At 70.3% G+C, this 22,563-nt stretch carries 17 protein-coding genes; 11 read left to right on the top strand and 6 right to left on the bottom strand.

The features are described from left to right. Nucleotides 1-20 precede the first annotated feature (20 nt). Nucleotides 21-2,171, bottom strand: a complete 2,151-nt coding sequence (locus MTP10_RS04440; protein ID WP_310707698.1) for a glycoside hydrolase family 6 protein — start codon at nt 2,169-2,171, stop codon at nt 21-23. Between the two features lie 117 nt (nt 2,172-2,288). Between MTP10_RS04440 and MTP10_RS04435 the strand changes: the two genes are divergently transcribed. Both MTP10_RS04435 and MTP10_RS04430 read left to right on the top strand, forming a co-directional pair. Then, on the top strand, nt 2,289-2,939 hold the full coding sequence (locus tag MTP10_RS04435; protein WP_310707697.1) for a class I SAM-dependent methyltransferase: 651 nt from the start codon (nt 2,289-2,291) through the stop codon (nt 2,937-2,939). A gap of 133 nt (nt 2,940-3,072) precedes the next feature. Further along, nucleotides 3,073-3,522: a hypothetical protein gene (locus MTP10_RS04430; protein ID WP_310707696.1), complete on the top strand. Its 450-nt coding sequence runs from the start codon at nt 3,073-3,075 to the stop codon at nt 3,520-3,522. 47 nt (nt 3,523-3,569) lie between these two features. Here MTP10_RS04430 and MTP10_RS04425 read toward each other — a convergent pair whose 3' ends face one another. Further along, nucleotides 3,570-5,036: a sialidase family protein gene (locus MTP10_RS04425; protein ID WP_310707695.1), complete on the bottom strand. Its 1,467-nt coding sequence runs from the start codon at nt 5,034-5,036 to the stop codon at nt 3,570-3,572. A gap of 355 nt (nt 5,037-5,391) precedes the next feature. Here MTP10_RS04425 and MTP10_RS04420 point away from each other — a divergent pair, with 355 nt between their 5' ends. The 3 genes from MTP10_RS04420 to lanL all read left to right on the top strand — a co-directional run bounded on the left by MTP10_RS04420 (nt 5,392) and on the right by lanL (nt 10,588). Beyond that, nucleotides 5,392-6,153 carry an antibiotic biosynthesis monooxygenase gene (locus tag MTP10_RS04420; protein WP_310707694.1) on the top strand — a complete coding sequence of 254 codons (762 nt, stop codon included), beginning with the start codon at nt 5,392-5,394 and terminating at the stop codon, nt 6,151-6,153. 308 nt (nt 6,154-6,461) lie between these two features. Beyond that, the gene (locus tag MTP10_RS04415) at nt 6,462-7,499 is read left to right on the top strand and encodes a cellulose-binding domain-containing protein (RefSeq protein WP_310707693.1); all 1,038 of its coding nucleotides are present in this window, start codon (nt 6,462-6,464) and stop codon (nt 7,497-7,499) included. Between the two features lie 557 nt (nt 7,500-8,056). After that, nucleotides 8,057-10,588, top strand: coding sequence for a class IV lanthionine synthetase LanL (gene lanL / locus MTP10_RS04410; protein ID WP_310707692.1), 2,532 nt, complete (start codon nt 8,057-8,059; stop codon nt 10,586-10,588). A gap of 107 nt (nt 10,589-10,695) precedes the next feature. Here the strand turns inward: lanL and MTP10_RS04405 are convergent, their stop codons facing one another. Further along, the gene (locus MTP10_RS04405) at nt 10,696-11,163 is read right to left on the bottom strand and encodes a DUF6463 family protein (RefSeq protein ID WP_310707691.1); all 468 of its coding nucleotides are present in this window, start codon (nt 11,161-11,163) and stop codon (nt 10,696-10,698) included. A gap of 914 nt (nt 11,164-12,077) precedes the next feature. Here MTP10_RS04405 and MTP10_RS04400 point away from each other — a divergent pair. The 5 genes from MTP10_RS04400 to MTP10_RS04380 are packed head-to-tail and all read left to right on the top strand — an operon-like array spanning nt 12,078 to nt 16,912. Continuing rightward, a complete protein-coding gene (locus tag MTP10_RS04400; protein ID WP_310707690.1) occupies nt 12,078-14,480 on the top strand; it encodes a nitrate- and nitrite sensing domain-containing protein in 2,403 nt (800 codons plus the stop codon). Next, on the top strand, nt 14,477-14,911 hold the full coding sequence (locus tag MTP10_RS04395) for a roadblock/LC7 domain-containing protein (protein ID WP_397201703.1): 435 nt from the start codon (nt 14,477-14,479) through the stop codon (nt 14,909-14,911). Before MTP10_RS04400 ends, MTP10_RS04395 begins: the two co-directional genes overlap by 4 nt. After that, nucleotides 14,908-15,306 (top strand): DUF742 domain-containing protein, encoded by a 399-nt coding sequence (locus tag MTP10_RS04390; protein WP_310707689.1) that lies wholly within the window; start codon nt 14,908-14,910, stop codon nt 15,304-15,306. The genes MTP10_RS04395 and MTP10_RS04390 overlap by 4 nt, the downstream gene beginning before the upstream one ends. After that, nucleotides 15,287-15,886, top strand: coding sequence for an ATP/GTP-binding protein (locus MTP10_RS04385; protein WP_310707688.1), 600 nt, complete (start codon nt 15,287-15,289; stop codon nt 15,884-15,886). Before MTP10_RS04390 ends, MTP10_RS04385 begins: the two co-directional genes overlap by 20 nt. Nucleotides 15,887-15,931: 45 nt before the next feature. Continuing rightward, nucleotides 15,932-16,912, top strand: coding sequence for an NAD-dependent epimerase/dehydratase family protein (locus tag MTP10_RS04380; protein WP_310707687.1), 981 nt, complete (start codon nt 15,932-15,934; stop codon nt 16,910-16,912). Here MTP10_RS04380 and MTP10_RS04375 read toward each other — a convergent pair. Together MTP10_RS04375 and MTP10_RS04370 are read right to left on the bottom strand one after the other, a co-directional pair. After that, nucleotides 16,894-17,541 carry a response regulator transcription factor gene (locus tag MTP10_RS04375; protein ID WP_310707686.1) on the bottom strand — a complete coding sequence of 216 codons (648 nt, stop codon included), beginning with the start codon at nt 17,539-17,541 and terminating at the stop codon, nt 16,894-16,896. The two genes, MTP10_RS04380 and MTP10_RS04375, sit on opposite strands and share 19 nt — an antisense overlap. Continuing rightward, complete coding sequence (locus MTP10_RS04370; RefSeq protein WP_310707685.1) at nt 17,526-18,797, bottom strand: histidine kinase; 1,272 nt, start codon at nt 18,795-18,797, stop codon at nt 17,526-17,528. The genes MTP10_RS04375 and MTP10_RS04370 overlap by 16 nt, the downstream gene beginning before the upstream one ends. Before the next feature lie 271 nt (nt 18,798-19,068). Here MTP10_RS04370 and MTP10_RS04365 point away from each other — a divergent pair, with 271 nt between their 5' ends. Further along, nucleotides 19,069-20,283, top strand: coding sequence for a cytochrome P450 (locus MTP10_RS04365; protein WP_310707684.1), 1,215 nt, complete (start codon nt 19,069-19,071; stop codon nt 20,281-20,283). A gap of 121 nt (nt 20,284-20,404) precedes the next feature. Here MTP10_RS04365 and helR read toward each other — a convergent pair whose 3' ends face one another. Beyond that, complete coding sequence (helR, locus tag MTP10_RS04360; RefSeq protein WP_310707683.1) at nt 20,405-22,558, bottom strand: RNA polymerase recycling motor ATPase HelR; 2,154 nt, start codon at nt 22,556-22,558, stop codon at nt 20,405-20,407. Nucleotides 22,559-22,563 lie beyond the last annotated feature (5 nt).

The following is a 22,563-nucleotide window of genomic DNA, read 5'->3' as shown; positions in this document are numbered from 1 at the left end:
CTCCCTATCAGGAAAAAACATCACCGTAATGGCGGGTTGGCCAGTTTCGCCCGTTCGAGGGCCAGCTCGGGCCACCACTCGCCCGCCTCCGGCGACACGACGCCGCGCTCCGGGTCCTTCTCGCCGTCAGTGCCACGCCGGCACCGGCCTCCGGACGTGCCCGCCCGCGCGATCCACAGGTAGGCGTCCACCAGCTCCTCGCCCGTCGCCGTGGTCGGCCGGTCGCCGACGCCCCTGCCCGGCGGGTTGCACCACGTCTGTGGGTCGGAGTAGTGCCTGGTCGGAGCCCAGGAGCCCTGGCCGTTCCTGCCGGTGTCGACGACGAAGTGCGGCATGGTGGCCGGGTCCGCCTTCACATCCATGGGGCAGCCCTTGCGGCCGGTGGCGAGCCGGACGGCGATGCAGCTCGACAGCTTCTTGCCGTACGCGACCGACTTCTCGGTGCTCTGGTAGCCGGCCGTGTTGACGAAGAAGCCGTCCGCCCGGTCGATGCTCGCGCCGATCAGGCGGTCGGCCATGAGCTCGGTGCCGGGCCAGAGGTCCTGGCTGCCGTCGAGGTAGACGGCGGTGTTCGGGTGGGACTTGAGGGTCTGGACGGCCTGGCGCAGGTCTTTGTAGCGCTGATCAGGGGAGCCCTGGGGGTCGCAGTCCGGTGTGCCGGGCATCTTGGCCAGGCTGCCGGGTTCCAGGATGACCGCTGCCCGCGCGTCGCCGATCTGGTCGGCTATGCCGTTGATCCAGTCGTGGTAGGCGGTGAGTTCCGCGGTGGCGGCCGGGCGGCACTCGCTGCCCGGCAGGTGGTTGATCAGGAACACGGGCACCGCGTCCTGCTGCCCCGCGCCCGTGACGGCGTTGTCCACCTTGGCCCGGACCTCGGAATCGCCGAGGCGGATGGCGTAGGGGATGGCGGCCAGTTTCGTCATGAGCTCGGCGTCCCGCGGTCGGTCCTCGGCCCAGAGCCTCGCCTGGCGGCTGGCCGCCGGCTCGGGCGGGGCGTAGAACCGGACGTCCTGCCCGGCGCGCAGCGGGTTGCGTGCGGCGGTGGGCCGAGAGGTCGCCGGCGATGCCGCGGCCCCCGTCCCAGAGGTCCCTCTGGCCGCCGGGTCCCGGACGCCGGTGGGAGAGCCCTTCCCCTGCGACGCGAACGCCACCACCCCGGCCGCCGCGACGACCACGGCGGCCGCCCCGGCCACCCACTTGCGCGACCGGCCGACGCCCCGGCCGCCTCCATCCGCCACCGGGTCCGTCCCCGCGTCCACGCCGCCCGCCGCTTGCGCCGGCGCGGTTCCGGGGGAGGAGAACCGGGGTGGCTGTGTCAGGTGGACCCGCTCGGCGCCCCCCTCCGTCTCGCTCGCGGGAGCGGCGGGCAACGGGATGGACGTGCTGAGGTGGTCCAGGATGTCCTGGGCGGTGGGGCGGTCGGCGGGCTTCTTGACCAGGGCGGCCGCGACCAGGTCGTGCAACTGGCCGGAGAGCCCGTCCAGGGCGGGGGGCTCGTTGACGATGCGGAGGAGGATCGTGGGCACCGAGCCGGAACCGAAGGGCGACGCCCCGGCCGCGGCGAAGGCCAGCGTGGAGCCCCACGAGAAGATGTCCGACGCGGGACCAACCTGCGAACCCGAGACCTGCTCGGGGGACATGTACGCCGGCGTCCCCACGATCGCGCTGCTCATCTCCGCGTCGGCGAGGCGCGCGATGCCGAAGTCGATGACCTTGGGCCCCACCTGGGACAGCAGCACGTTGGCCGGTTTGAGGTCGCGGTGCACCACCCCTGCCCCGTGGATGGCCCGCAGCGCCACCGCCATGGACACCGCCAGCCCGTCCAGCGCCGAGCCCTTCAGCGGCCCCGACCGGCGCACGGCGTCCTCGAGGTTCGGCCCCTCGACGTACTCGGTGACCAGGTAGGCCATCTCGCCCTCGACGTCGGCGTCCAACACCGGGGCCGTGCAGAAGCGGGCGACTCGCCGGGCGGCGGCGACCTCGCGGGCGAAGCGGCGGCGGAAGTCGGCATCCGCGCTCATCCTGTGGTGGATGAGCTTGACGGCCACCCGCGTGCCGTCCGGTCCCTGACCCAGGTAGACGGCACCCATCCCGCCCTCGCCCAGTCGGGCCAGCAGGACGTACGGCCCGGCCAGGCGTGGATCCCCGTCGCGCAACGCCTCCAAGGTCATAGATCATCAGGTTAGCCTGCGGCCGTTGGGCCTTCCAGGTCTCGCGCTCCGCCCGCGCGGCACCGGCCTGCCGTACATCGGCTGAATCCCAACCGGGGTGGGCTATTTTGATCCACCATGACCCAAGCCGGCTTCGTCGAAACGACCCGTGACGCCTACACCGCGAGGGCGGCCGAGTACAGCGAGCTGTTCCGGGATCCTCTCGCGGACCAGCCGCTGGACCGGGCCCTCATCGACACCTTCGCCGACCTGGTGAAGGCGACGGGCGCCGGGCCGATCGCCGACCTGGGGTGCGGGCCAGGACACTACACGGCCTACCTCCATACGAGGGGAGTCACCGCGTTCGGGATCGACCTGTCGCCGGGGATGATCGAACAGGCCCGTCAGGAGCATCCCGGCCTCCGGTTCGAGGTGGGGTCCATGTTCTCGCTGGACCTGGCGGACGCCGGCGTCGGTGGCGTCTTCAGCCACTACTCGATCATCCACACCCCACCGGAACGGGTGCACGAGCTGTTCGACGAGTTCGCCCGTGTCCTCGCACCCGGCGGGCACCTGCTGCTCTCCTTCTCGGCGACCGACGACCCGTCGCAACCGGCCGAGCCGTACGACCACGTCGTCTCGCTGGCCTACCGATGGTCCACCGACATGATCTCCGCCATGCTCCGCGAGCGGGACGTCATCGAGACCGGCCGCCTGATCTTCCCCGGGGATCAGGACCCGAAGCGCGGCTTCCCGAGAGTGTTCCTGCTGGCCGGCAAGACCGGCTGACGCCGACGCTGCGAAGCGGCCGTCACCGGCCCAGGAGTGGGTCTGGCCCCACCCACCCGTACGGCCAGGCCCATATGGGCCTGGCCAGGCGCTCCCTAACATCGCTACCACAGCGACACGAAGGAGCAGGATCATGGCGAACGCCGGCGACATCACGACCGCGACGGAGCGCATCGGCGACGCTCGCACCCAGGAAGCCTTCACCACGGTGAAGAAGTGCGTCATGCTCTTCGGCGCCGTCAGCGCCATCACTCTCGGGGTGGTCGGCGTGATGGCGTTCACCGGCCACGAGGCGACCTCGTTCATGTGGATCCGGGGCGCCATCCTGCTCGCGGTCACCCCGCTGATCTACCGGATGACGGTCCGCGCTGCGGAGGGGTCGTACAAGGCTTTCGACCGCGTGCGCACCCTGGCCACCGTCATGCCGGTCGCGATCATCGGCGTCGACCTGATCCCCGGCCTCTGCCCAGCGTGGTACGCCGTGCTCCAGGGCCTGTCCGCGCCGGCCCTGATCGGCGTCGCCTTCATCACCCGCGGTTCCGCGCTGAGCGCCGCCTTCCCCAAGAAGACGGTCTCCTTCTGACGGGCGGGGCCCGGCCCGGCCGGGCCCCGCCGGCGGCGTACGACCGCTCAGCCGGAGAAGCGGGCGCTGTGCAGGTCCACCGGGTTGGCGGCGTCACCGGTGGTGACGCCGTACATGGCCGTGAAGGCGTTGCCGGCCGAGACGAGGCCGGTGTAGTCACCGAGCAGGCGCCCCACGCTCGTCAACGGGACCTTCCGCGTGTCGAAGGGCCCCTCGATGTGCTGCTCGCGCCACGCCCCCGGCTTCGCGCAGGCGGTCGAGCAGGTGACGGCCCACAGGTCGGTGGGCAGGGTGGCCGGGTCGGGCGTGTTGTTGCGGAAGTCGTAGTACGTGACCGCCACGGTGCCCGTCCTGGACATGGCGACGACCGGTACGGCGGCGGAACCGGTGGGCGTCCTGTCCAGGCGGATCGGGGTGGACCACGTCTGCCCGCCGTTCGCCGAGCGCGAGTAGGCCACGTGGAAGCTGCCGTCGGCCTCCTGGCTCTGCCAGACGGCGTTGACCACCTGGGTGCCCGGTTGGGCGGCCAGCTGAGGCAGGGCGGCGTTGCGTACCGGGTCACCCGAGTTGTCCGGGTCCGGGATGCGGGGGCCCACCGCGAGCGGGGCCGGGACGTTCAGCGTCGGCGCCGACCAGGTCCTGCCGCCGTCGGTCGAACGGATGACCTGGGTGGAGCCGGCGTCGATCGTCTCGTGGTGCATGCCGATCAGCAGCGTCCCGTCCGGGAGCGGCACCAGCTGGGTGCCGATGACGCCGCTGTTGGTGGGCACGTCGTACACCTTGCTCGTGGTCCAGGTGCGCCCGTCGTCGGTCGACTTGGCCAGGTAGACCGGCTGTACCCAGTTCGGCGTGGTGCTGGTCGACTGGTCGTCGATGCGGTCCCACACCGCGTAGACCACGCCCGGGCGGTACGGGTCCGCGGTCACCGACGGGCGGTCGTTGAAGAAGCGCGGGTTGTCGTCCCGCTGCAAGGTGGTCGGCGCGTCCCAGGTCCGGCCGCCGTCGCCGGAGCGGGCCACCAGGATGGCGGTCACGTCCCCGGCGCGGGACATCGACAAGGACGCGGCCACCGCGGCACCTGATGGCGTGACCGTGACCCAGTTGTCCGTCGTGACGTCGTAGTCCCCGCCGTTGGCGCTCGTGCCGCCGTTGCACCGGGAGAAGGCGGGCAGGTTCTTGGACTGCTGCCAGGTCAGGCCGTAGTCGTCCGACACGGCGGTGACCGCGCCGTTGCTGCCGTACCGGTTCCAGCGATCCTGCTGGTACACCGTGACGAGGTGTTGCGGACGGTTCGGGTCCCGCCCCAGCATGGGCAGGACCTCGGTGTTGGGGTTCAGGGTGTAGCCGTCGGCCGGGGGAGGCCCGCAGTCTGCGGGCAGCGGGCTGGTCCCCGAGACCGGCCGTATGATGACGGGCCCGCCGGTGGAGGCGCCGTCCGCGGCGGCGGGCTGCGCGACGGCGCAGGCCAGCAGGATGGCCGCTGCGGGTAACAGCGCCCTGGAGCGTCGGATCACGAGCATTCCTCATCTTGATCGTGTTGATGAAGACGTTTCCGGTTCGCCCGGGGCAATGCGGTGTCTCCCGGGCGTCCGGCGAACGACGCAGGGAAGATTACCGGCGCAAGATCAGTTTCGTCCGCCGAATGATCGCAAAGCCGAAGTCGCCCCTGACCTGCACTTTCGCTGCCGGCCGACTTCTCGGCGAGGGAGCCGGTCCGGCGGATGACGTACCAGGTGAACAGCGTCGGCAGACCGGCCGCGGGTGGACGAGGAGGAGTTTGATCCTTTGCGTTGATTACACGATTACACTACGACTGGCTTGCGGCTATGTTCTAGCTCGCTTGCGCGACCCGCTGAGAGGAACGCCGTCATGATCGTGGAGTACATCCGTTACCGCATCCCTGATGAGCGGTCGGTCGACTTCGAGGAGGCCTACGGCAAAGCCGCCGTCTTCCTCGCGAAGGCCCCGCAGTGTGTGGACTACGAGCTCAGCCGATGCGTGGATGAGCCTGCCTGCTACATACTGCGGATCACGTGGTCCTCGGCCGAGGACCACACGCAGGGATTCCGGAACAGTGAACTGTTCCCCGGGTTCCTGGCGGCGATCCGCCCCTACGTCGGCATGATCGAGGAGATGCGGCACTACGAGCGCACGCCCATACGCGGCGTCGGCTCGTCCGTCCCGACGATGTACGACTGGGCGGGCGGCACCGAGGCCCTGGAGCGCCTCACGGAAGTCTTCTACACCAATGTCCTGAAGGACGACCTGCTCCGCCCGCTGTTCGAGCACATGTCCCCCGACCACCCCAAGTGGGTCGCCATCTGGCTGGGCGAGGTGTTCCGCGGCCCGGAGCGCTACAGCCAGGAACGCGGCGGCTACCACCACATGGTCCGGCAGCACCTGGGCAAGGCGATCACCGAGGCGCAGCGCCGCCGCTGGGTGGGCCTGCTCATGGACGCCGCCGACGAGGTCGGCCTGCCCGCCGATCCGGAGTTCCGCGCCGCGTTCGCGTCCTACATCGAGTGGGGGACCCGCATCGCGCTGTCCAACTCCCAGCCCGCCGCGACGCCGCCCCTGGAAGCTCCCATGCCCCACTGGGGCTGGGGCGTCGCCCCGCCGTACCAGGGCTGAACGTCCTCGGCAGCCCTCTCTGAAACTTTCCGCTTCTGGACAGCGTTTTCCCAGGCCGGCCGTGGCTCTCGCCCACGCTGATTGACACCGGTGCGGGGGTTCGGAACCGTGCCCCTCGTTGGCGTTCATATTCCTCGGGTTCGCCGTCATCGGGGGTCGTCAGGGCGGCGGGACCGCCTGCAGCGCCGGCGCCCACGACGCCCGCCCATGGTGGGCGACGCGGACCTGAAGACGGGTTCGAGCCGCAACGGAGGAGTCAGATGAACCAACGAGGACTACGCCGGGGTCTTGTCGCCTGGGTCTTAGCCGTGGCCTGTCTGGCCGGCGCAGCGGTGGCGAACACGATCACGGCGCACGCCGCCTCGGCCGGCTGTCAGGTCACCTACACCGTCGGCTCGCAGTGGGCCGGCGGCTTCAGCGCCGACGTCGCTGTCAAGAACCTCGGCGATCCGCTCACCAGCTGGGCCCTGCGCTGGACGTTCGGCGCCGGGCAGACGATCAGTCAGGCGTGGAACGCCGACGTGGCGCAGAGCGGCAGTGCGGTGACCGCCTCCAACACGGGCTGGAACGGCTCTCTGGCAACGGGCGCCGGCGCCTCCTTCGGGTTCAACGGCACCTGGAACAACTCCAGCAATCCCGTGCCGGCCGGCTTCACGCTCAACGGCGTCACCTGCACGGGCAGCGCGACTCCTTCGCCGAGCGTGACCCCTTCTCCCAGCGTGACCCCGTCAACGACGCCGTCACCGGCGCCGAGCACCCCGCCGTCGCGGACGGTGCGGGTCTTCTGGCTCAAGCCGTCGGACGTGGCGTACGACCAGCGGTACCCGGACGGCATGACCAAGGTCATGCAGGAGGCGCAGCGCTTCTTCAAGCAGGAGCTGGGTAAGACGTTCACCCTGAACAGCCCGGTCGTCGAGGTGATCAACGGGGACAAGCCGCGAAGCTGGTACGAGAACACGCCGAACTGCGGTGAGAAGTACTGGTGGGCGGTGTGCAACATGCAGGCGGAGCTGCGCCGCAAGTTCGGCCTCGGCGCACCGGACAGCCGTTGGCTCAACGTCGGCGAGGTCAGCGCCGAGGGCGACGGCGCGGGCGGTGGCGGCGGCAACGGCTGGGTGATCCTCAGCGGCCACGACGCTGACGGCGCCGCCGGGCTCAACGGCGCGATGAATCGTTGGTACGGCGGCATGGTGCACGAACTGGGGCACGCCTTCGGCCTGCCGGACGCTACGTCCACCGACGGCACGTGCATGTCGGCATCCCTCTACGACTACCCGAACTGCCACTTCAGCCAGGCGCAGAAGGACAGCATCCTGCGCGGCAGCTACGGAAGCTTCCTCTCCTGAAGCGGGTCACGTCCACGGACGGCCATCGCCTGGTTCTCCTTCGAACTTGATCTTCGCCACTCGAAGGATCACGCGATGGCCGTCTTCATCTCACGACGCCACGTCTGTCACCAGGTCGAACTCTTGCACCGCTCCCGCGGACGCAACCCGGCCGGCCGGGTGTGCCGGTGACCTGTCGGCTGGAAGCTGAGCAGTGCATTTGAAATCCAAGACCGCCCGGAACGTTTCGTTGCACGCTTGGTAATCGGCCGAGGTCAGACCGCACGCTTTGCAAGAAATCTTGACACAACACCCTCGACTGTTACCATTACGCTGGATATCGGACGGGCTATAATCGGTAGAAAGGACAGGTAATGTCTGCACTTCTGAGGATGGAACCCCGAGTGGCCGGGACCGACGTAATGGAGCCGGTCGTCGAGTTCGAGCAGCGGTGGGAGAGCCAGGTCGACCAGGATCGCTGCCCCGTGACGCGACCTGGTATCTCGAAAATCTGCTGACCGCCGGTGCGGGCGCGGCCCGGACGTACCGGAATTCACCCAGACGGGGGCTGGCAAAAGATGTGCGAGACGGGTTCCCAGGACTGGGTGGAACAAGTCGTCAGGCAATGCGTCGGTGCTGACCACACGGTGACAGGCGGCTCTGTCTGGCTGGTTGTGAGGCCGGACAGAGCCGTTCTGCCGGACCACGGATGGAAGTTACACGTATCTTCTCGCGCCTCGGACTTTCCCGAACTGGTGGAAAAACTCGTCCCCTTCCTGGTGGCCGAGGGCTGTGTTTTCAAGCTGGCTCGTTCGCGACAGGTGCTTCACGAGTTGAACGACGGCCGGACGGTCCCGGAGAGCGTCGGTAAAGCATTCACCGTCTATCCGGACCAAAATCTCGTCCGTGAAGTCGGACTACGACTCGCCCGGACGCTGCGCGGCCACCAAGGGCCGCGCGTACTCAGCGACCGGAGAGTGTCCGCGGACGCTCCGGTGTACTACCGGTACGGGGGGTTCGTCACCCGGCGGAGTACCGACGTGCGCGGACAGTCGATCACACTGCTGCGCGGGCCCGCCGGCGAGGAGTTCGACGAGGCCGCCGGGCTCAGCTACCGGCAACCGTCGTGGGTCGAGGACCCGTTCGCCGGCGCTCAGCCCGAACCCGGCCGCTCCCGCGACGACCTACTGCTCAGCGGACGTTACCGCGTCGTCGTCGGGATCCGGGAGGCCGCCCAGGGCAACGTCTACCGCGCGATCGACGAGCGGACCGGCCACGGGGTGGTCGTCAAGCAGGCGCGCGCCTTCGTCGCCGAACACGGCGACGGCAACGACGGCCGGCTGCGGCTGCGCAACGAGCGTCGCATCCTGGAAGCTCTCGACGGAGTCACCGGTGTGCCGCGATTTCTCGACCACTTCCGGTACGGCGACGACGAGTTCCTGGTCACGAGCGACCGCGGCCCTCTGACCCTGGCCGAAGACGTGCGGCAGAACGGTCCGTACCGGACGGGGCCCGACAGCGGCGCGCGGAGCCTCGACCGGCTGGCGGGCGAGCTGGCCCGGATCCTCACCGCGGTGCACGAACGTGGCGTCATGGTCCGGGATCTGTCCCCCGCCAACGTCGTGATCGGTGACGGCGCCAGCATCATCGACTTCGGCCTCGCCTCCTACGACGGGCTGCACCTGTCCGGGATGACACCGGGCTACGCGGCCGCCCGGCAGGTACGCGGCGAGCCGCCGCGAGAGGCCGACGACCTTCACACGCTCGGCATGGTCCTGCTGTACGCCGCCACTGGCCTGCACCCGGTGACCCTGGGCGACGATCCGGAGCTGGCGAGGACGCGGGCGCTGCAGACGGTCTCGCGCTACCACGGCCGTACGCCGTCGGGCACGATGTCCGCCATCGTGGACCTGCTCGGCGACGAGGAGCGTGCGCGCGCCGTCGTACGGCGGCTCGCGTCAGGAAAGGGCGGCCGCCGGACGGCGTCCCTGCCGTCGTCGCCTGTTGTCACCGCGGACATGGCCGCCGAGGTAATGGACAACCTCGTGGGCGACCTGCTCCGTCTGGTGGACGACGTCCTGGAGGCCGCAGCCAACACGAAGGCCGCCAACGACGCGAGCGTCTACAGCGGCGGCGCGGGCATCGGCCTGGAACTGCTCCACCACCGGCACCGGCCGGCCGCGGATCAAAAGCTGCGCGAGCTGGTGGCCTTCACCGAACGCGTCACGGCACCGCTGAGGCCGCAGCCGGGGCTGTTCACCGGCATGACCGGAACGGACATGTTCCTTCAGGAAGCGGTTGCCTGCGGCATCGAGCTGACGAACTGGCCGGGCCGGAGCCTGCCGCCGCCGGAGTGGAGACACGAAAGCGCCGACCTGACCGACGGAGAGGCGGGAGTGGGCCTGGGGCACCTGTACTTCTACCGCGTCCACGGTGACGCGGCCGACCTCGAGGTGGCACGGCGCTGCGCGCGAACCGTCGCCGCGGAACAACCGCTTCCTCGTACCTCCATGCCGGGCCAGGCCGATGTGACGGCCGGACGCGCGCACGGCCTGGCCGGCGCCGCCGAGCTGCTGCTCGGCCTCGCCGAGGAGACCGGCGATTCGTGGGCACTCGAAGCAGCCGCGAACCGGGTGCGCCACCTCGCGGAACGCGCCCGAATCCTCGTCCGCGAAGCGGAGGACCCGGCGGCCGAGCCGATGACCATGTCGTGGTGCCGCGGCCTTACCGGGATGGGTCAGACCCTGCTGCACGCCGGCAAGGTGCTGGGCGACCCGTCCCTGACCGACCTCGCCCTCCGGGGAGCGGACGTCTGCGTCGCCCGGATGCAGCGACTGAGCGCGCTCGGCCAGTGCTGCGGGGCCGCCGGTGTCGGCAACCACCTGTTGAACCTGGCCGACCTGGAGCAGTCCGAGCGTTACCGGGACGCGGCCTTCGACCTGGCTGCGCATCTTCTGCTCCGAAGCGCCGGCTCGCCCACCCACCCCCGGTTCTTCGCGCCCGACGACCCTCCCGCCCGCTCGCTCTCGTGGGCGCAAGGACTGACCGGCGTTCTCACCTTCTTCCGCCGATTGGCGCACGGCGGTCCCGACTGCCTCCCGGTCACGTAAGGCGGCTTGGAACCTTCTCGTCCCGGACGGCGGGGAAGCAGGACGGCTGTCACGTCACGTACATCATCGGCTCGCAGTGGACCGCGGCTGCAGCGGCGACGTCGCGGTCAAGAACCTTGGTGATCCGCTCGGAAGCCGGACCGTGCGCTGGATCGACCGCGGGAGTGCCGCCTGGTGGTGATGTTCGCCGCGATGAGCAGGCCGGCGGGGATCGCTGCGAGCAGGAAACCGCTCGGCCCGATCAGGGTGACGGCCAGCGCTCCCCAGGCGAGGGTCACCCAGCCGACATACCCGGGAACATGGTGGCCCTGCCGCCCCATCCGCGCCACCAGCAGCCCCAGCAGTGCCAGCACCACGACGAATCCACCGGGCAGCGCCCAGAACGTCGCCACCGAGTCACTGTCCGCGGCACCGTTACGGAGGTCCCCGGCGAGCCAACTGGACCAGGGGGCGAGACGGGCGAACACGGCGGTGTGCGCCACGGCGATCAGGACCATGGTCCGGCCGGCCCAGATGGTGAGCCGACTCGGAGGCGCGGACAATACGGGCTGGTGGGTCGCGGGTGCGGTGGTCATGGTTCCCAGCTTCTCCGGACCGCGACCAGATGTGCTCCCCCGCAGGAGGGACGCGGCTCCCTCGCACCGGGGAGCTCGACGCCCTGGTCAGGCGGGACGGACCGTCCTTGCCACCAAGCCCGATGAGAATCCGGCGACCTGTGCGAAGCAGGTGAAGTCCGGCGGAGGTAATACTGGTCGACGGGCAGAACCAGGGCGTACAGATACGGCCTGGCCCATGGCGGTAAGGCGACGAGGGCCTGGTGCAGCCGTCGGCGGGGCGCGTCTCCGCTGCACTCATCGCACTCGCATCGCCTGAAGAGGCGGTCAGCGGTCCCGACGAGGGCCGCGCCCTGCCAAGCCACCAGGGCAGTCGCCACCGCACCCGGCCACATACGGGTGTGTTCGAGAGCGATGACCGCGGCCATGGGACGACGGCTGAGCCCGGGGACATGATGGATCAAGGCTCTGTGGGCGCCGCACGCCGATCCTCGCGTACGGGCCTCGGAGGGGCGCCTACGCGGCATGGCCCTTTCTGGTCGATGTCATGAGCGCGATGATCGCATACCTGGAGCGCCACCTCCAGGCGGTAGCTCGGCAGATGATCTCCTACCGCGGGCCCCGTCGGGACGTGACCTCAGCAGGGCGCCTGGCCGCCGCGCATCGAATTGTCGTGGCGCCGAGGAAGAGGGAGACCAGGTCCGGCTCACGAGCGAGGACGTTCCGCTCGATGTTCTGCATGCCGCTTCAAGAGAGCGCATGACACCCCTGGGGAGAGTCGGTGAGGCGGGGGCTTTCGGGTCAACTGCCGTATGGCTACTATCAGGCACCAATCGCCTACTTTGGCGATTTTCGTCATGGACGCACCGACTGGTGAGGAGAGTGTCCTGCACGTGGCTGGATGGGGCAGGGTCGGGCGGCGACGAACGGCAAACATGGGCGACAGCAACGGGTTATCGGGGCCGACCGACGGCAGGTCGCGGCGGCTGCCCTTGCGTACCGTGCTGCTCATCGTCGTGTTCGTGCCGAGCGTGACTTTTGCTCCGCTGCTGGCCTCGGGCATGTTCCAGCTGTCCAGTCAGTGGCAGACGGAGAAGGCCCAGATGGAGCTGGCCACCACGACCGTCGGCAGGCCCGCGGCCAACCTGTTCTTCAGCCTTCAGGAGGAGCGACGGCTCACCGCGGAGGCGCAGGCCGAGCCGCGTGGCGGCGCCCGTGACAAGCTGGCCAAGCAGCGCGCGGTGACCGATCAGGCCGTGAAAGCCTTCCCGTCGCCGGCGGCCCTGGACACCACCAACGCGCAGGAGGGGCTCACCGGCGCGATCACCCGGTTCCAGCGCGGCCTCGGCCTTCTCGACCAGCAGCGCGGGGCGGTGGACGCCGGTTGGGCCAGTGAGCAGCTGGCGTTCGACTACTACAGCGGCGTCATCGAGGCGGACCTCAGCGTCCTGACCGCGCTCAGCCACACGCATCACGGTGAGGTGGGCAGCAAGGCGCAGACCCTGGTCGACCTCTTCTGGGTCGTCGACATGATCGGCCGCGAGGACGCCGTTCTGGCCCGTGGCTGGAAGAGCGGGCGCCTGACGAAGGACGAGTACGCCCTGGTCACCGACGCCATCGGCACCAGGAAGCACATCCTGCAGTCGCAGGTGCTCCCCAGCCTCCTGGGCAACGAGAGCCAGTACCGAACGCTGACGACCAGTAAGGCATGGGACACCATGACCGGTCTGGAGAAGCGGCTGGTCACCTCCGGGACCGGTACCGAGAGCAATCAGGTGATACTCCGCGACGTCGGTCCCGCGTGGCGCGCCTCGGTGGACATCATCAACCCGCAACTGCTGCAACTCCTCAGCCTCCGGCTCGACAACGTCGCCACGATCGGCAACAGCCACGCCCGTACGCTCTTCGTGATCTTCGTCAGTGTCAGCGCCGTGAGCCTGCTCGCCTTCTTCCTGGTCGTCTTCACCAGCTGGCGCCTCACCGCCGTTCTTCGCCGGCGCATCCTCCACCTGCGCGAGGAAGCCCAGGAGCTCCAGGAGCGCCTGCCCGACGTGGTCGCCCGGCTGGAGCGCGGCGAGGACGTCGACGTGGACGCGGAAGTCCACATGGTCGAGCCCACCCCGGACGAGCTCGGCGAGCTCGGGCAGGCCCTCAACCTGGCCAGCCGCAGCGCTGTCCTCACCGCCGTGCGGCAGGCCGAGCAGCACCGCGGCTTCCAGCGCATGCTCCAGCGCATCGCGCGGCGTACCCAGATCCTCATCGGCCTTCAGCTGAAGAAGCTGGACGAGCTGGAGCGCAGGCACGAGGACCCCGAGGTGCTGGAGGGCCTGTTCGACCTCGACCATCTCACCGCGCGGCTGCGTCGCTACGAGGAGAACCTGGTCATCCTCGGCGGCGGTCAGCCGCAGCGTCGCTGGCGCAAGCCGGTACGCCTGCTCGACGTCCTGCGCGCCGCGCAGGGTGAGGTCCAGGACTACCGGCGGATCTCGATCGAGGTCGCGGGTGAGCCCTGGGTGGCCGAGCGGGCGGTGGGACCGCTGGTCCACGTCCTGGCCGAGCTCATGGAGAACGCCACCGCCTTCTCCAAGCCGCCGACCCCCGTCGAGGTGCGGGCCGCGCTGGTCAGCCGGGGCCTCGCCGTGGAGATCGAGGACCGCGGCCTCGGCATGGAGCCCGAGCAGTACGCCGCCGCCAACGACCTGATGCAGTCGCCGCCGCAGCTCGATGTGATGACCCACGCCGACGATGTGCGTCTCGGCCTGTACGTGGTCGCCCGGCTCTCCGCGGGACTGGGCCTCCAGGTGGAACTGCGGCCGTCGGCCTTCGGCGGCACCCGCGTCATCGTGCTGCTCCCCGAATCGCTGGTCGTGGACCGCCCCCGCGCGGTACCCGAGCCGGTCGCCACGCCGCGCGAGGAGGCTCCCCGGGAGCCCGCCGGACCGCAGCCCCACCCCAGGGAAGCCGCGCCCGGTCCCCGCCCGCCCCGCGAGGGCGCGCAGTTGCCGACCCGCTCCAGGGGACGCGCGATGGCGTACGTGACGGCGCCCGGCGCCGGAGCACCGGATCGGGGCGAAGAGCCCCCGCCGCCCGGCCCCCGGCCGCTGCCCCAGCGGGTGCGCCAGGCCAGCCTGGTCACCGAGCTGAAAGTCCCGGTGGACAGGGAGGAACAGGCCGACCAGGGAACCTGGCCCGCGCGCGAGCAGCCCGGCCGATCCAGTGCCATGATCGGTGCGTTCCAGAGGCAGTCCCGCAGGCGCCGGACAGGTGACGACGACGCCTCCCAGCCCCGGCCGGACGGGTCCGCCGAGCCCAGTTCCCCTACGACGGAAGATCGATGATGACGCAGCGAACCACCGCCACCGACGCAGACCTGGACTGGCTCCTGGACGGCCTGGTCGATCAGGTCGCGGGCACCCGGCACGCCATCGTGCTGTCCGACGACGGCCTGGTGATCAGCCGGTCCCGGACCATCGAACGCTCGGACGCCGAACGCCTCGCCGCGATCGCCACCGGGCAGCAGAGCCTGGCTCGCGGTGTCGGGCAGCTCTTCAACGGCGGCCCCGTGCACCAGGTCATCATCGAGATGGCCGACCTGTGGCTGTTCATCACGGCCGCGGGCCGCGGCACCCATCTGGCCGTGGTCGCGTCCCAGGAGGTCGACGCCGAGCTGATGTCCGTCGCGATGCACACCCTGATCCAGCAGGTCGGCCAGAAGCTGGGAGCCGACGCGCGCGCCCCGCAGGCCGATGACGCGAGGAGACGCGGATGAGGCACTGGACTGAGGGCTTCGACGACGAAGACGCCGACGAGCCCCTTGTCCGTCCCTATACGATCACCGGCGGACGAACCACGCCCGAGCGGGACGACCTCACGCTGATCACCCTGGTGACGGCGATCTCCGCGGTGTCCTCGGAGGCCGGGCAGGAGCTGCGGGGGATGCAGCCGGAGCACCGCACCATTCTCGCTCTGTGCGGGCGGCCCCTGGCGGTGGCCGAGGTCGCCTCCGCGCTGAACCTCCCGGTGTCGGTGACCAAGATCCTCATCGGTGACCTGATCGAGGCCGGTCAGCTGCGGTCCCGGCCACCGCTGGCGTTCGCGCAGGCAGGCGGCCTTCCCGGTATGACGATCCTTGAGGCGGTGAGGGATGGGTTACGCAACCTCTGACCACGGGGACGCGGCTCCCCTGGCGGTGAAGATCCTGATCGCCGGTGGTTTCGGCGTCGGGAAGACGACCCTGGTCGGCGCGGTGAGCGAGGTCGCCCCGCTGCGTACCGAGGAGTACCTGACCCACGCCAGCGTCGGCGTGGACGACCTCGAAGGGGTGAGCGGCAAGACCACCACCACCGTCGCCCTCGACTTCGGGCGCATCACGATCAACCGGGACCTCGTCCTCTACCTGTTCGGCACCCCCGGGCAGGAACGCTTCTGGTTCATGTGGAACGACCTCGTCAACGGCGCCATGGGCGCGGTCGTCCTGGTCGACACCCGCCGGCTGGACGTGAGCTTCGCGTCGATCGACTTCTTCGAGAGCCGCGGCATCCCCTTCGTCGTCGGGGTCAACTGCTTCCACGGTGTCAGGGACCGGACACAGGAGGAGATCCGCAAGGCGCTCGATCTCGATCCACAGGTGCCGCTGGTGCTCTGCGACGCCCGCGACCGGATGGCCGGCCGAGACGTGCTGCTGGCGCTCATCGACCATCTGATGGCCGCTCACTCCCGCACCGCGCCGCACCCGGTGTCCTGACCGGGCACGGTCGCGAACGAGCCCGCGGCCCGCGAGGATGAGGGGATGCGGACACTGGTTCTGGGCGGTACGAGGTTCCTGTCGAGGCAGATCGCACGGCAGGCGCGCGATCGCGGGCACGAGGTGGTCTGCGCGGCGCGCGGACTCTCGGGCGAGCCGCCGCCGGGTGTCGAGCTCGTCCGGGTCGACCGGAGCGAGGACGGTGGGCTGGCGCCGCTGGAGGGAACGTTCGACCTGGTCATAGACGTCGCCCGGCATCCGAGCGTGCTACGGCGGGCCGTCGCGGAGCTCGCGGGCCGCGCCGGTCATTGGACGTTCGTGTCGTCGTGCAGCGTCTACTCCGACACCGGAGAGGCCAACCAGGCTCTGCACGAGCCGCTGCCCGCCGATGCGGACGAGAACGACCCGGAGAACTACGGGCCGGCCAAGGTCGCGTGCGAGCGGATCGCTGGCGACGGGGCGCTGCTGGTGCGGGCCGGGCTGATCGTGGGCCCGGAGGACCAGTCCGACCGGTTCACCTACTGGGTCGACCGGTTGGCGCGCGGCGGGCCGGTGCTGGCCCCTGGGTCGCCCGACGAGCTCGTCCAGCTCGTCGACGTGCGCGACCTGGCCGCCTGGACGATCGAGGCGGCGGAGAAGGGGCTTGCCGGGCCGTACGATGCGATCTCCATGCCCTTCAGCAGGGGCGACCTGCTGGCGGAGATCGCCGAGGGTCTGGAGGTGCGGCCTGAGCTGATCTGGGCCGGCCAGGACTTCCTCCTCGCTCACAAGGTGGAGCCGTGGATGGGGCCGCGGTCGCTGCCGTTGTGGCTGCCGTTGCCCGAGTACGCGGGCTTCATGACCCGTGACACCTCCGCCACGCTGGTCGCCGGCCTGCGGATCCGTCCGGTCGCCGACACGGCCCGCGACACGCTCGCGTGGCAGCGCGCGTCCGGCCACACCGTGAGCCGTTCCGGCCTCACCGCCGCCGAGGAGTCCGAGCTCGTCCGCATGTTCGAGGCCGAAGGTCACGGCTCGTTGAGGTAGGTGAGCACGGCGAGAACGCGGCGGTTGCTGCTGTCGTCGTCGACGATGCCGAGTTTGCCGAACAGGGAGGTGGTGTACTTGCTGATGGCGCTCTCGCTGAGGAAGAGCCGCCGCCCGATGGCCTGGTTGGACAGTCCCTCCGCCATGAGGCCGAGCACGGAGTGTTCGCGCTCGGTGAGCCGGTCGAGTCGCCGGGTCGAGGACCCGCTGGACAGCAGCTTGGCGATGACGGCCGGGTCCATGGCGGTCCCGCCGTCGGCGACGCGTTCCAGGGCGTCGATGAACTGGTCGGCGTCGAACACGCTCTCCTTGAGGAGATAGCCGACGCCGCCGGCGCCGTCGGCCAGGAGTTCGCGGGCATACAGCTGCTCGACGTGCTGGGAGAGGATCAGGACCGGCAGCCCGGGCAGCTCGCCGCGGGCGGCGAGAGCCGCCCGCAGGCCCTCGTCCGACTGGGTCGGCGGCATGCGGACGTCGATGATGGACACGTCCGGCCGCCACCTCCGCAGGGCGTCGAGCGTCTCGGGCCCGGTGGTGGCCGTCGCCACCACCTCGTGTCCGTACGCCTGGAGGAGGCGGACCATCCCGTCGCGCAGGAGGTAGAGGTCTTCGGCTACAACGATTCGCATGGCACCACCATTCTCACGCGGGTCGGGCCGCCCGCCGGACTGATGATCTCCAGGGTGCCGTCGAACACCGCGAGGCGGCGGTGCAGCCCCGCGAGTCCGCCGCCGGCCCGTACACCGGCCCCACCCCGGCCGTCGTCCTCGACCTCGACGACGATCCCGGTGCCGGCTCCGGTGCCGTCCTGGGCGATGGAGACGCGCGCCCGGGACGCATGGGCGTGCTTGAGCGCGTTGGTCAGCAGCTCGGCGACGCCGAAGTACAGGGCGGACTCGATCGGCGCGTCCAGGCGTAGCCGGACGTCGGCGCTGACGGTGGCCTCCAGCGGGCTGTCCAGGGCGAGGGCGCGAACGGCGTCGACGAGTCCTCGCTCGTTCAGCACCGGCGGGTTGATTCCCTTGACCAGCTCGCGCAGCTCGGTCAGTGACGTGGAGGCGGTGACCCGGGCGTCCCGCATCAGCGCCATGGCCTGGTCGGGGTCGGTTCTCATCAGCTTCTCCGCGGTCGCCAGAGCCAGCCCGAGCGCGACCAGGCGTGCCTGCGCCCCGTCGTGCAGGTCCCGCTCGATCCGGCGGATCTCGGCGGCCTGGGCGACCGTCGTGTCCGCGCGCTGGGCCGTCAGCTCGTCGACCCGGCCGGCCAGCGTCATCGCGGGCGACGCGCCCAGGAAGCGGACGGCTACCGGCTCGGCGGCCCGCCACGCGTACGGGGCTCCGGCGATGGCCACGACCAGGCCGAGCACCCCGGCAAGACGTGCGGGAAGCGTCGGCTGGGACAACCCGAGGACCGCCGCGACGGCTCCGGCCGGCGGGACAGCCGCGATCAGGCCCATGGTGAGGGGTGCGATCGCCGTGAACCTCAGGTCGCGCCAGGTGGCCGGATCGCTCCACCAGAGCCGCATCCGCTGATCCTGGCGGGCGTCCCGGTCGGTGCGCTCGTAGGAATGCCCGTTCCACCAGTACCCGGTGGACATCCGGGTCACCGGCCCGGCCTGCCGGTATCCGGCGGGAATGACGGTGCCCGTCCACTTCCCGACAAGGGAGCGGACCATCCGGCACACCGGGCGGGACAGGGCGAGCGTGCCGATGCACGCCCACAGGAGCGGCACGATCGACGACCACGGGTCTCCGCCCCACCACCACATCCACAGCGCCACGGCGACGGCCCACACGGCCGGCACCAGCATGGCGACGCCCACGACGGCGCATGCGCGCACGAACCCCACGCAGGCACTCGTCACCCACGACACCAGCTGTCTCATGATCTTCCCTTGCCGTCCGGTATGGCGTGATGTGTCCACTGTGCACCGCGGGGAGCCTAGCCCCAGCCAGATCGGCTCCGAAGTGGGTCCGGCCCCACCCTTCCGTGTGGCCAGGCCGACACCGCTCCATCCACATCCCGATCCCGGCGACGCCGGCGACAGTGAAGCGTCGCGGCGTTCGAGGGGAGATGTGGCCGCTGAGACATTGACCGGCTACGCGCCGTTACGTACGTTCAGGGGGCTCGTCGGCCGGCATCGCCAGGAGGCGGTCATGACTGCACGGTCCAGCACCACATCGCCCTGGCCGGAGCTTCCGCCCGGCCCGCTCGGCACCCCCTCTCCCGAACTGGCCCGCAGGCTCGCCGAGGCTCCGATGGAGCTCATCACCATGCCGAGCGGGGACCGGGTGCCCATGATCGTCAGGTACGAGGACGTCCGTGCCGTTCTGGCCTCGCCGGCCGGCAGCCGCAACCTGCGGGCGCCCGGCCTTCCCCGGATGGTCAGCGGCACCGCCCTGGAGGACGACTCCTCGGCGCTGATCAACCAGGACCCGCCGGAGCACACCCGCTACCGCCGCATCCTGCAGGGCACCTTCACGCCCCGGCACATCGAGCGCTGGCGGCCTCGCGCGGCGGCGATCGCCGACGAGCTGCTCGACGCGGCCGGCCAGGAGTTCGACGTGGTCACCGATTTCGCCCTGCCGCTGCCCGCGCGGGTGATCTGCGAGATGCTCGGCGTCCCGATGGACCGGTTCGAGCAGTTCCGCGGCTGGACGGAGACGTTCCTGTCCACCTCAGAGGCGAGCGCCGAGGCCCGGGGAGAGGGGTTCGCCGCGTTCATGGCGTACGCCGGCGAGCTGATCGCGGAGCATCGGGCCAGGCCGGGCGACGATCTCATCGACCTGCTCATCGAGGCCCGCGACGCGGGCGACAGGCTGAGCGAGGCGGAGCTGACCCACATGGTCTTCACGCTGATCATGGCCGGTCACGAGACCACCGCGTCGATCATCATCCGGGGCACGTTCCGGCTGCTGTGCCATCCCGAGCAGTACGCGCGCCTGGCGGCCCGGCCCGAGCTCGTGGAGCCGGCGGTGGAGGAGATCCTGCGCTGCGAGGGTCCCGGGGGGAACGGCCTGCTCCGAGTGCTCACCGAGGACGTCGAGCTGCCCAGCGGCGTGATCCCGAAGGGCTCCGTCGTCCTGCCCAACCCCACGGGCGCGAACCACGACCCGTCGGCCTTCGAGGACTCGCTGCGGTTCGACATCCAGAGGTTCGCCGGGACGGCTCCCCACCCGCACCTGGCGTTCGGCCATGGTCCCCATTACTGCCTGGGGGCGAACCTGGCCAGGATGGAGCTGCAGGAAGCCTTCCGCGCCCTGGTGACGCGGCTGCCCACCCTCCGCGCCCAGGAGGACCTGCCGACGCTCCGGTGGACCGACGACGGACTGATCCATCGCCCCCGCCGGCTCCCGGTCAAGGGCGGCTGAGACACGGCCTCGGTCGCCTGCTCGGGTGAGTGGGTGTCGTTGACGGGCCTCAGCCTCGTCGGCAGCGCTGACAGCACGGCGACAGCCCACTCACGAACGAGTGTCCTTGTACGGCGGGGCGTCAGGAGGTCGTGAGGATGACGAGTCGCTGGGTGGCTCTGGTCATCGCGACATAACGGTCGACCGCCCCTTCGATGCCTTCGCCGAACGCCTCCGGGTCGACGAGGACGACCAGGTCGAACTCCAGCCCCTTCGACAGCTCCGGGGTCAGCGACCGGACGCGGGACGTCGACCGGAACGTGGGATCGCCGATGACGCAGGCGATGCCTTCGGCATGGGCGGCGAGCCAGGTGTCGAGGATCGAGCTCAGCTCCGAGGCGGATCCGTGTACGACGGGGACGCCGCTGACGCGGATGGAGGTCGGCACGTTGGCGTCCGGGAGCACGGCCCGGATGACCGGCTCCGCCTCCGTCATGATCTCTTCCGGGGTCCGGTAGTTGATCGTCAGGGAGGCCAGGTCGATCCGGTCCAGCCCGATCCGCTTGAGCCGTTCCTGCCACGATTCCGTGAACCCGTGCCTGGCCTGGGCGCGGTCCCCGACGATGGTGAAGCTCCGGGACGGGCAGCGGAGCAGCAACATCTGCCACTCCGCGTCCGTCAGTTCCTGAGCCTCGTCCACGACGATGTGCGCGAACGGGCCGGCGAGCAGGTCCGGTTCGGTGCGGAGCGGCGCGGCCTCGTCGACCAGGGCGTCCTGCATGTCTTGTTGGCGCAGCATCGTCACCGCGCCCTCACCGTCGTCATCGGCCGCGAGCAGGTTGTCGATGACCTTGGCTCTCTCCTCGCGCTCGGCGGCGACGGAGGCGGCATGCCGGCGCTTGCGTCGCGACGCCTCCGGGTCGCCGAGCCGCTGCCGTGCCGCGTCCAGGATCGGCAGGTCGGACACCGTCCAGGCCTGGGCGTCCTCGCGCTGCAGCGCCCGGACCTCGTCAGGGCTGAGCCAGGGAGCGCACATCCGCAGGTAGGCGGGCACCGACCAGAGGTCTCCGACGAGGTCGGCCGCTTCGATCAGCGGCCACGCGCGGTTGAAAATCGTGAGCAGCTCCCTGTTCCGCAGCAGCGACTTGCGGAGCAGAGCGGCCGGGACTTCCTCGTCGCTCTCGTGCTTGTCCATCAGGATCGTGAGCAGTTCCTCCCAGATCTGGTCGCGCGCGTCGTTGTGCGGTGTACCAGGGTCCGGCGCCTCGAACGCCTCGGCCCAGTCGTCGACGCTCAGCCAGATGTCGGACCAGGGGGTCGTGACCGTCATCCCCTTGGTGGGCGGATTCTCGTAGAACCTGACGGCCGGCTCGATCGCCTTCACCAGGTCCGCGGACGACTTCAGCCGGGCCACGTCCGGGTCGCTCTCGATCCCCGCCGCGGCGCCCTCGGCGACGAGGTCCCGCAGGGTGCAGGTCTGCACGCCCTCCTCGCCGAGGCTGGGCAGGACGTCGGAGACGTAGTTCAGGTAGGGCTGGTGCGGGCCGACGAAGAGCACGCCGCCCCGGTGGTGACCGAGGCGAGGGTCGGAGTAGAGGAGGTAGGCGGAGCGGTGCAGGGCGACGACCGTCTTGCCCGTACCCGGGCCGCCGTCGACGACGAGGGCGCCGCGGGAGCCCGCGCGGATGATGGCGTCCTGGTCGGCCTGGATGGTGCCGAGCACGTCCCGCATCCGGGCGGACCGGTTGCCGCCCAGGCTGGCGATGAAGGCGGACTGGTCGTCGAGCGCGGCGTGGCCCTCGAACCCGTCCGCGGTGAACACCTCGTCCCAGTAGTCGCTGATCCGGCCGCGGGTCCAGCGATACCTGCGGCGGCTGGTCAGACCCATCGGGTTGGCGTGGGTGGCTCCGAAGAACGGCTCAGCCGCGGGGGAGCGCCAGTCGAGCAGCAGCCGGCGACCCGCGCTGTCCGTGAGGCCGAGCCGTCCGATGTAGACCGGCTCGGGGTCGTCCGCGCCGACCATGTGTCCGAGGCACAGGTCCAGACCGAAGCGACGCAGGGCGCGCAGGCGAGCGGTCAGCCGGTGGATCTCCAGGTCCCGGTCCAACGCCTGCCGGCCCAGGCCGCCGGGCGCCCTGCGCTCGGCGTCGAGGCGGCCGGACAGGTCGGCGATCGACTGTTCGAGGCTCTCGGCGATGGCAGCGAAATGCTGCTCATCGCCGGCGATCAAGGCCGGGTCGGCCTTGGGGGAGAGATGGTCGGGAAGGTCGAACGCGCTGGTGGTCACGGAATTCACTTTCT

Origin of the sequence: Nonomuraea sp. 3-1Str, from assembly GCF_031570565.1 — a bacterium.
Lineage (GTDB): Bacteria > Actinomycetota > Actinomycetes > Streptosporangiales > Streptosporangiaceae > Nonomuraea.
Note: the sequence above shows the minus strand (reverse complement) of the source record. Positions and strands in the feature narration are given on the sequence as shown.

Bases quoted from the DNA above. Each gene is read 5' to 3' on its own strand.
- MTP10_RS04440 (WP_310707698.1), bottom strand. From the start codon at position 2,171: ATGACCTTGGAGGCGTTGCGCGACGGGGATCCACGCCTGGCCGGGCCG.
- MTP10_RS04435 (WP_310707697.1), top strand. From the start codon at position 2,289: ATGACCCAAGCCGGCTTCGTCGAAACGACCCGTGACGCCTACACCGCG.
- MTP10_RS04430 (WP_310707696.1), top strand. From the start codon at position 3,073: ATGGCGAACGCCGGCGACATCACGACCGCGACGGAGCGCATCGGCGAC.
- MTP10_RS04420 (WP_310707694.1), top strand. From the start codon at position 5,392: ATGATCGTGGAGTACATCCGTTACCGCATCCCTGATGAGCGGTCGGTC.
- lanL (WP_310707692.1), top strand. From the start codon at position 8,057: ATGTGCGAGACGGGTTCCCAGGACTGGGTGGAACAAGTCGTCAGGCAA.
- MTP10_RS04405 (WP_310707691.1), bottom strand. From the start codon at position 11,163: ATGACCACCGCACCCGCGACCCACCAGCCCGTATTGTCCGCGCCTCCG.
- MTP10_RS04400 (WP_310707690.1), top strand. From the start codon at position 12,078: ATGGGCGACAGCAACGGGTTATCGGGGCCGACCGACGGCAGGTCGCGG.
- MTP10_RS04395 (WP_397201703.1), top strand. From the start codon at position 14,477: ATGATGACGCAGCGAACCACCGCCACCGACGCAGACCTGGACTGGCTC.
- MTP10_RS04390 (WP_310707689.1), top strand. From the start codon at position 14,908: ATGAGGCACTGGACTGAGGGCTTCGACGACGAAGACGCCGACGAGCCC.
- MTP10_RS04385 (WP_310707688.1), top strand. From the start codon at position 15,287: ATGGGTTACGCAACCTCTGACCACGGGGACGCGGCTCCCCTGGCGGTG.
- MTP10_RS04380 (WP_310707687.1), top strand. From the start codon at position 15,932: ATGCGGACACTGGTTCTGGGCGGTACGAGGTTCCTGTCGAGGCAGATC.
- MTP10_RS04375 (WP_310707686.1), bottom strand. From the start codon at position 17,541: ATGCGAATCGTTGTAGCCGAAGACCTCTACCTCCTGCGCGACGGGATG.
- MTP10_RS04370 (WP_310707685.1), bottom strand. From the start codon at position 18,797: ATGAGACAGCTGGTGTCGTGGGTGACGAGTGCCTGCGTGGGGTTCGTG.
- MTP10_RS04365 (WP_310707684.1), top strand. From the start codon at position 19,069: ATGACTGCACGGTCCAGCACCACATCGCCCTGGCCGGAGCTTCCGCCC.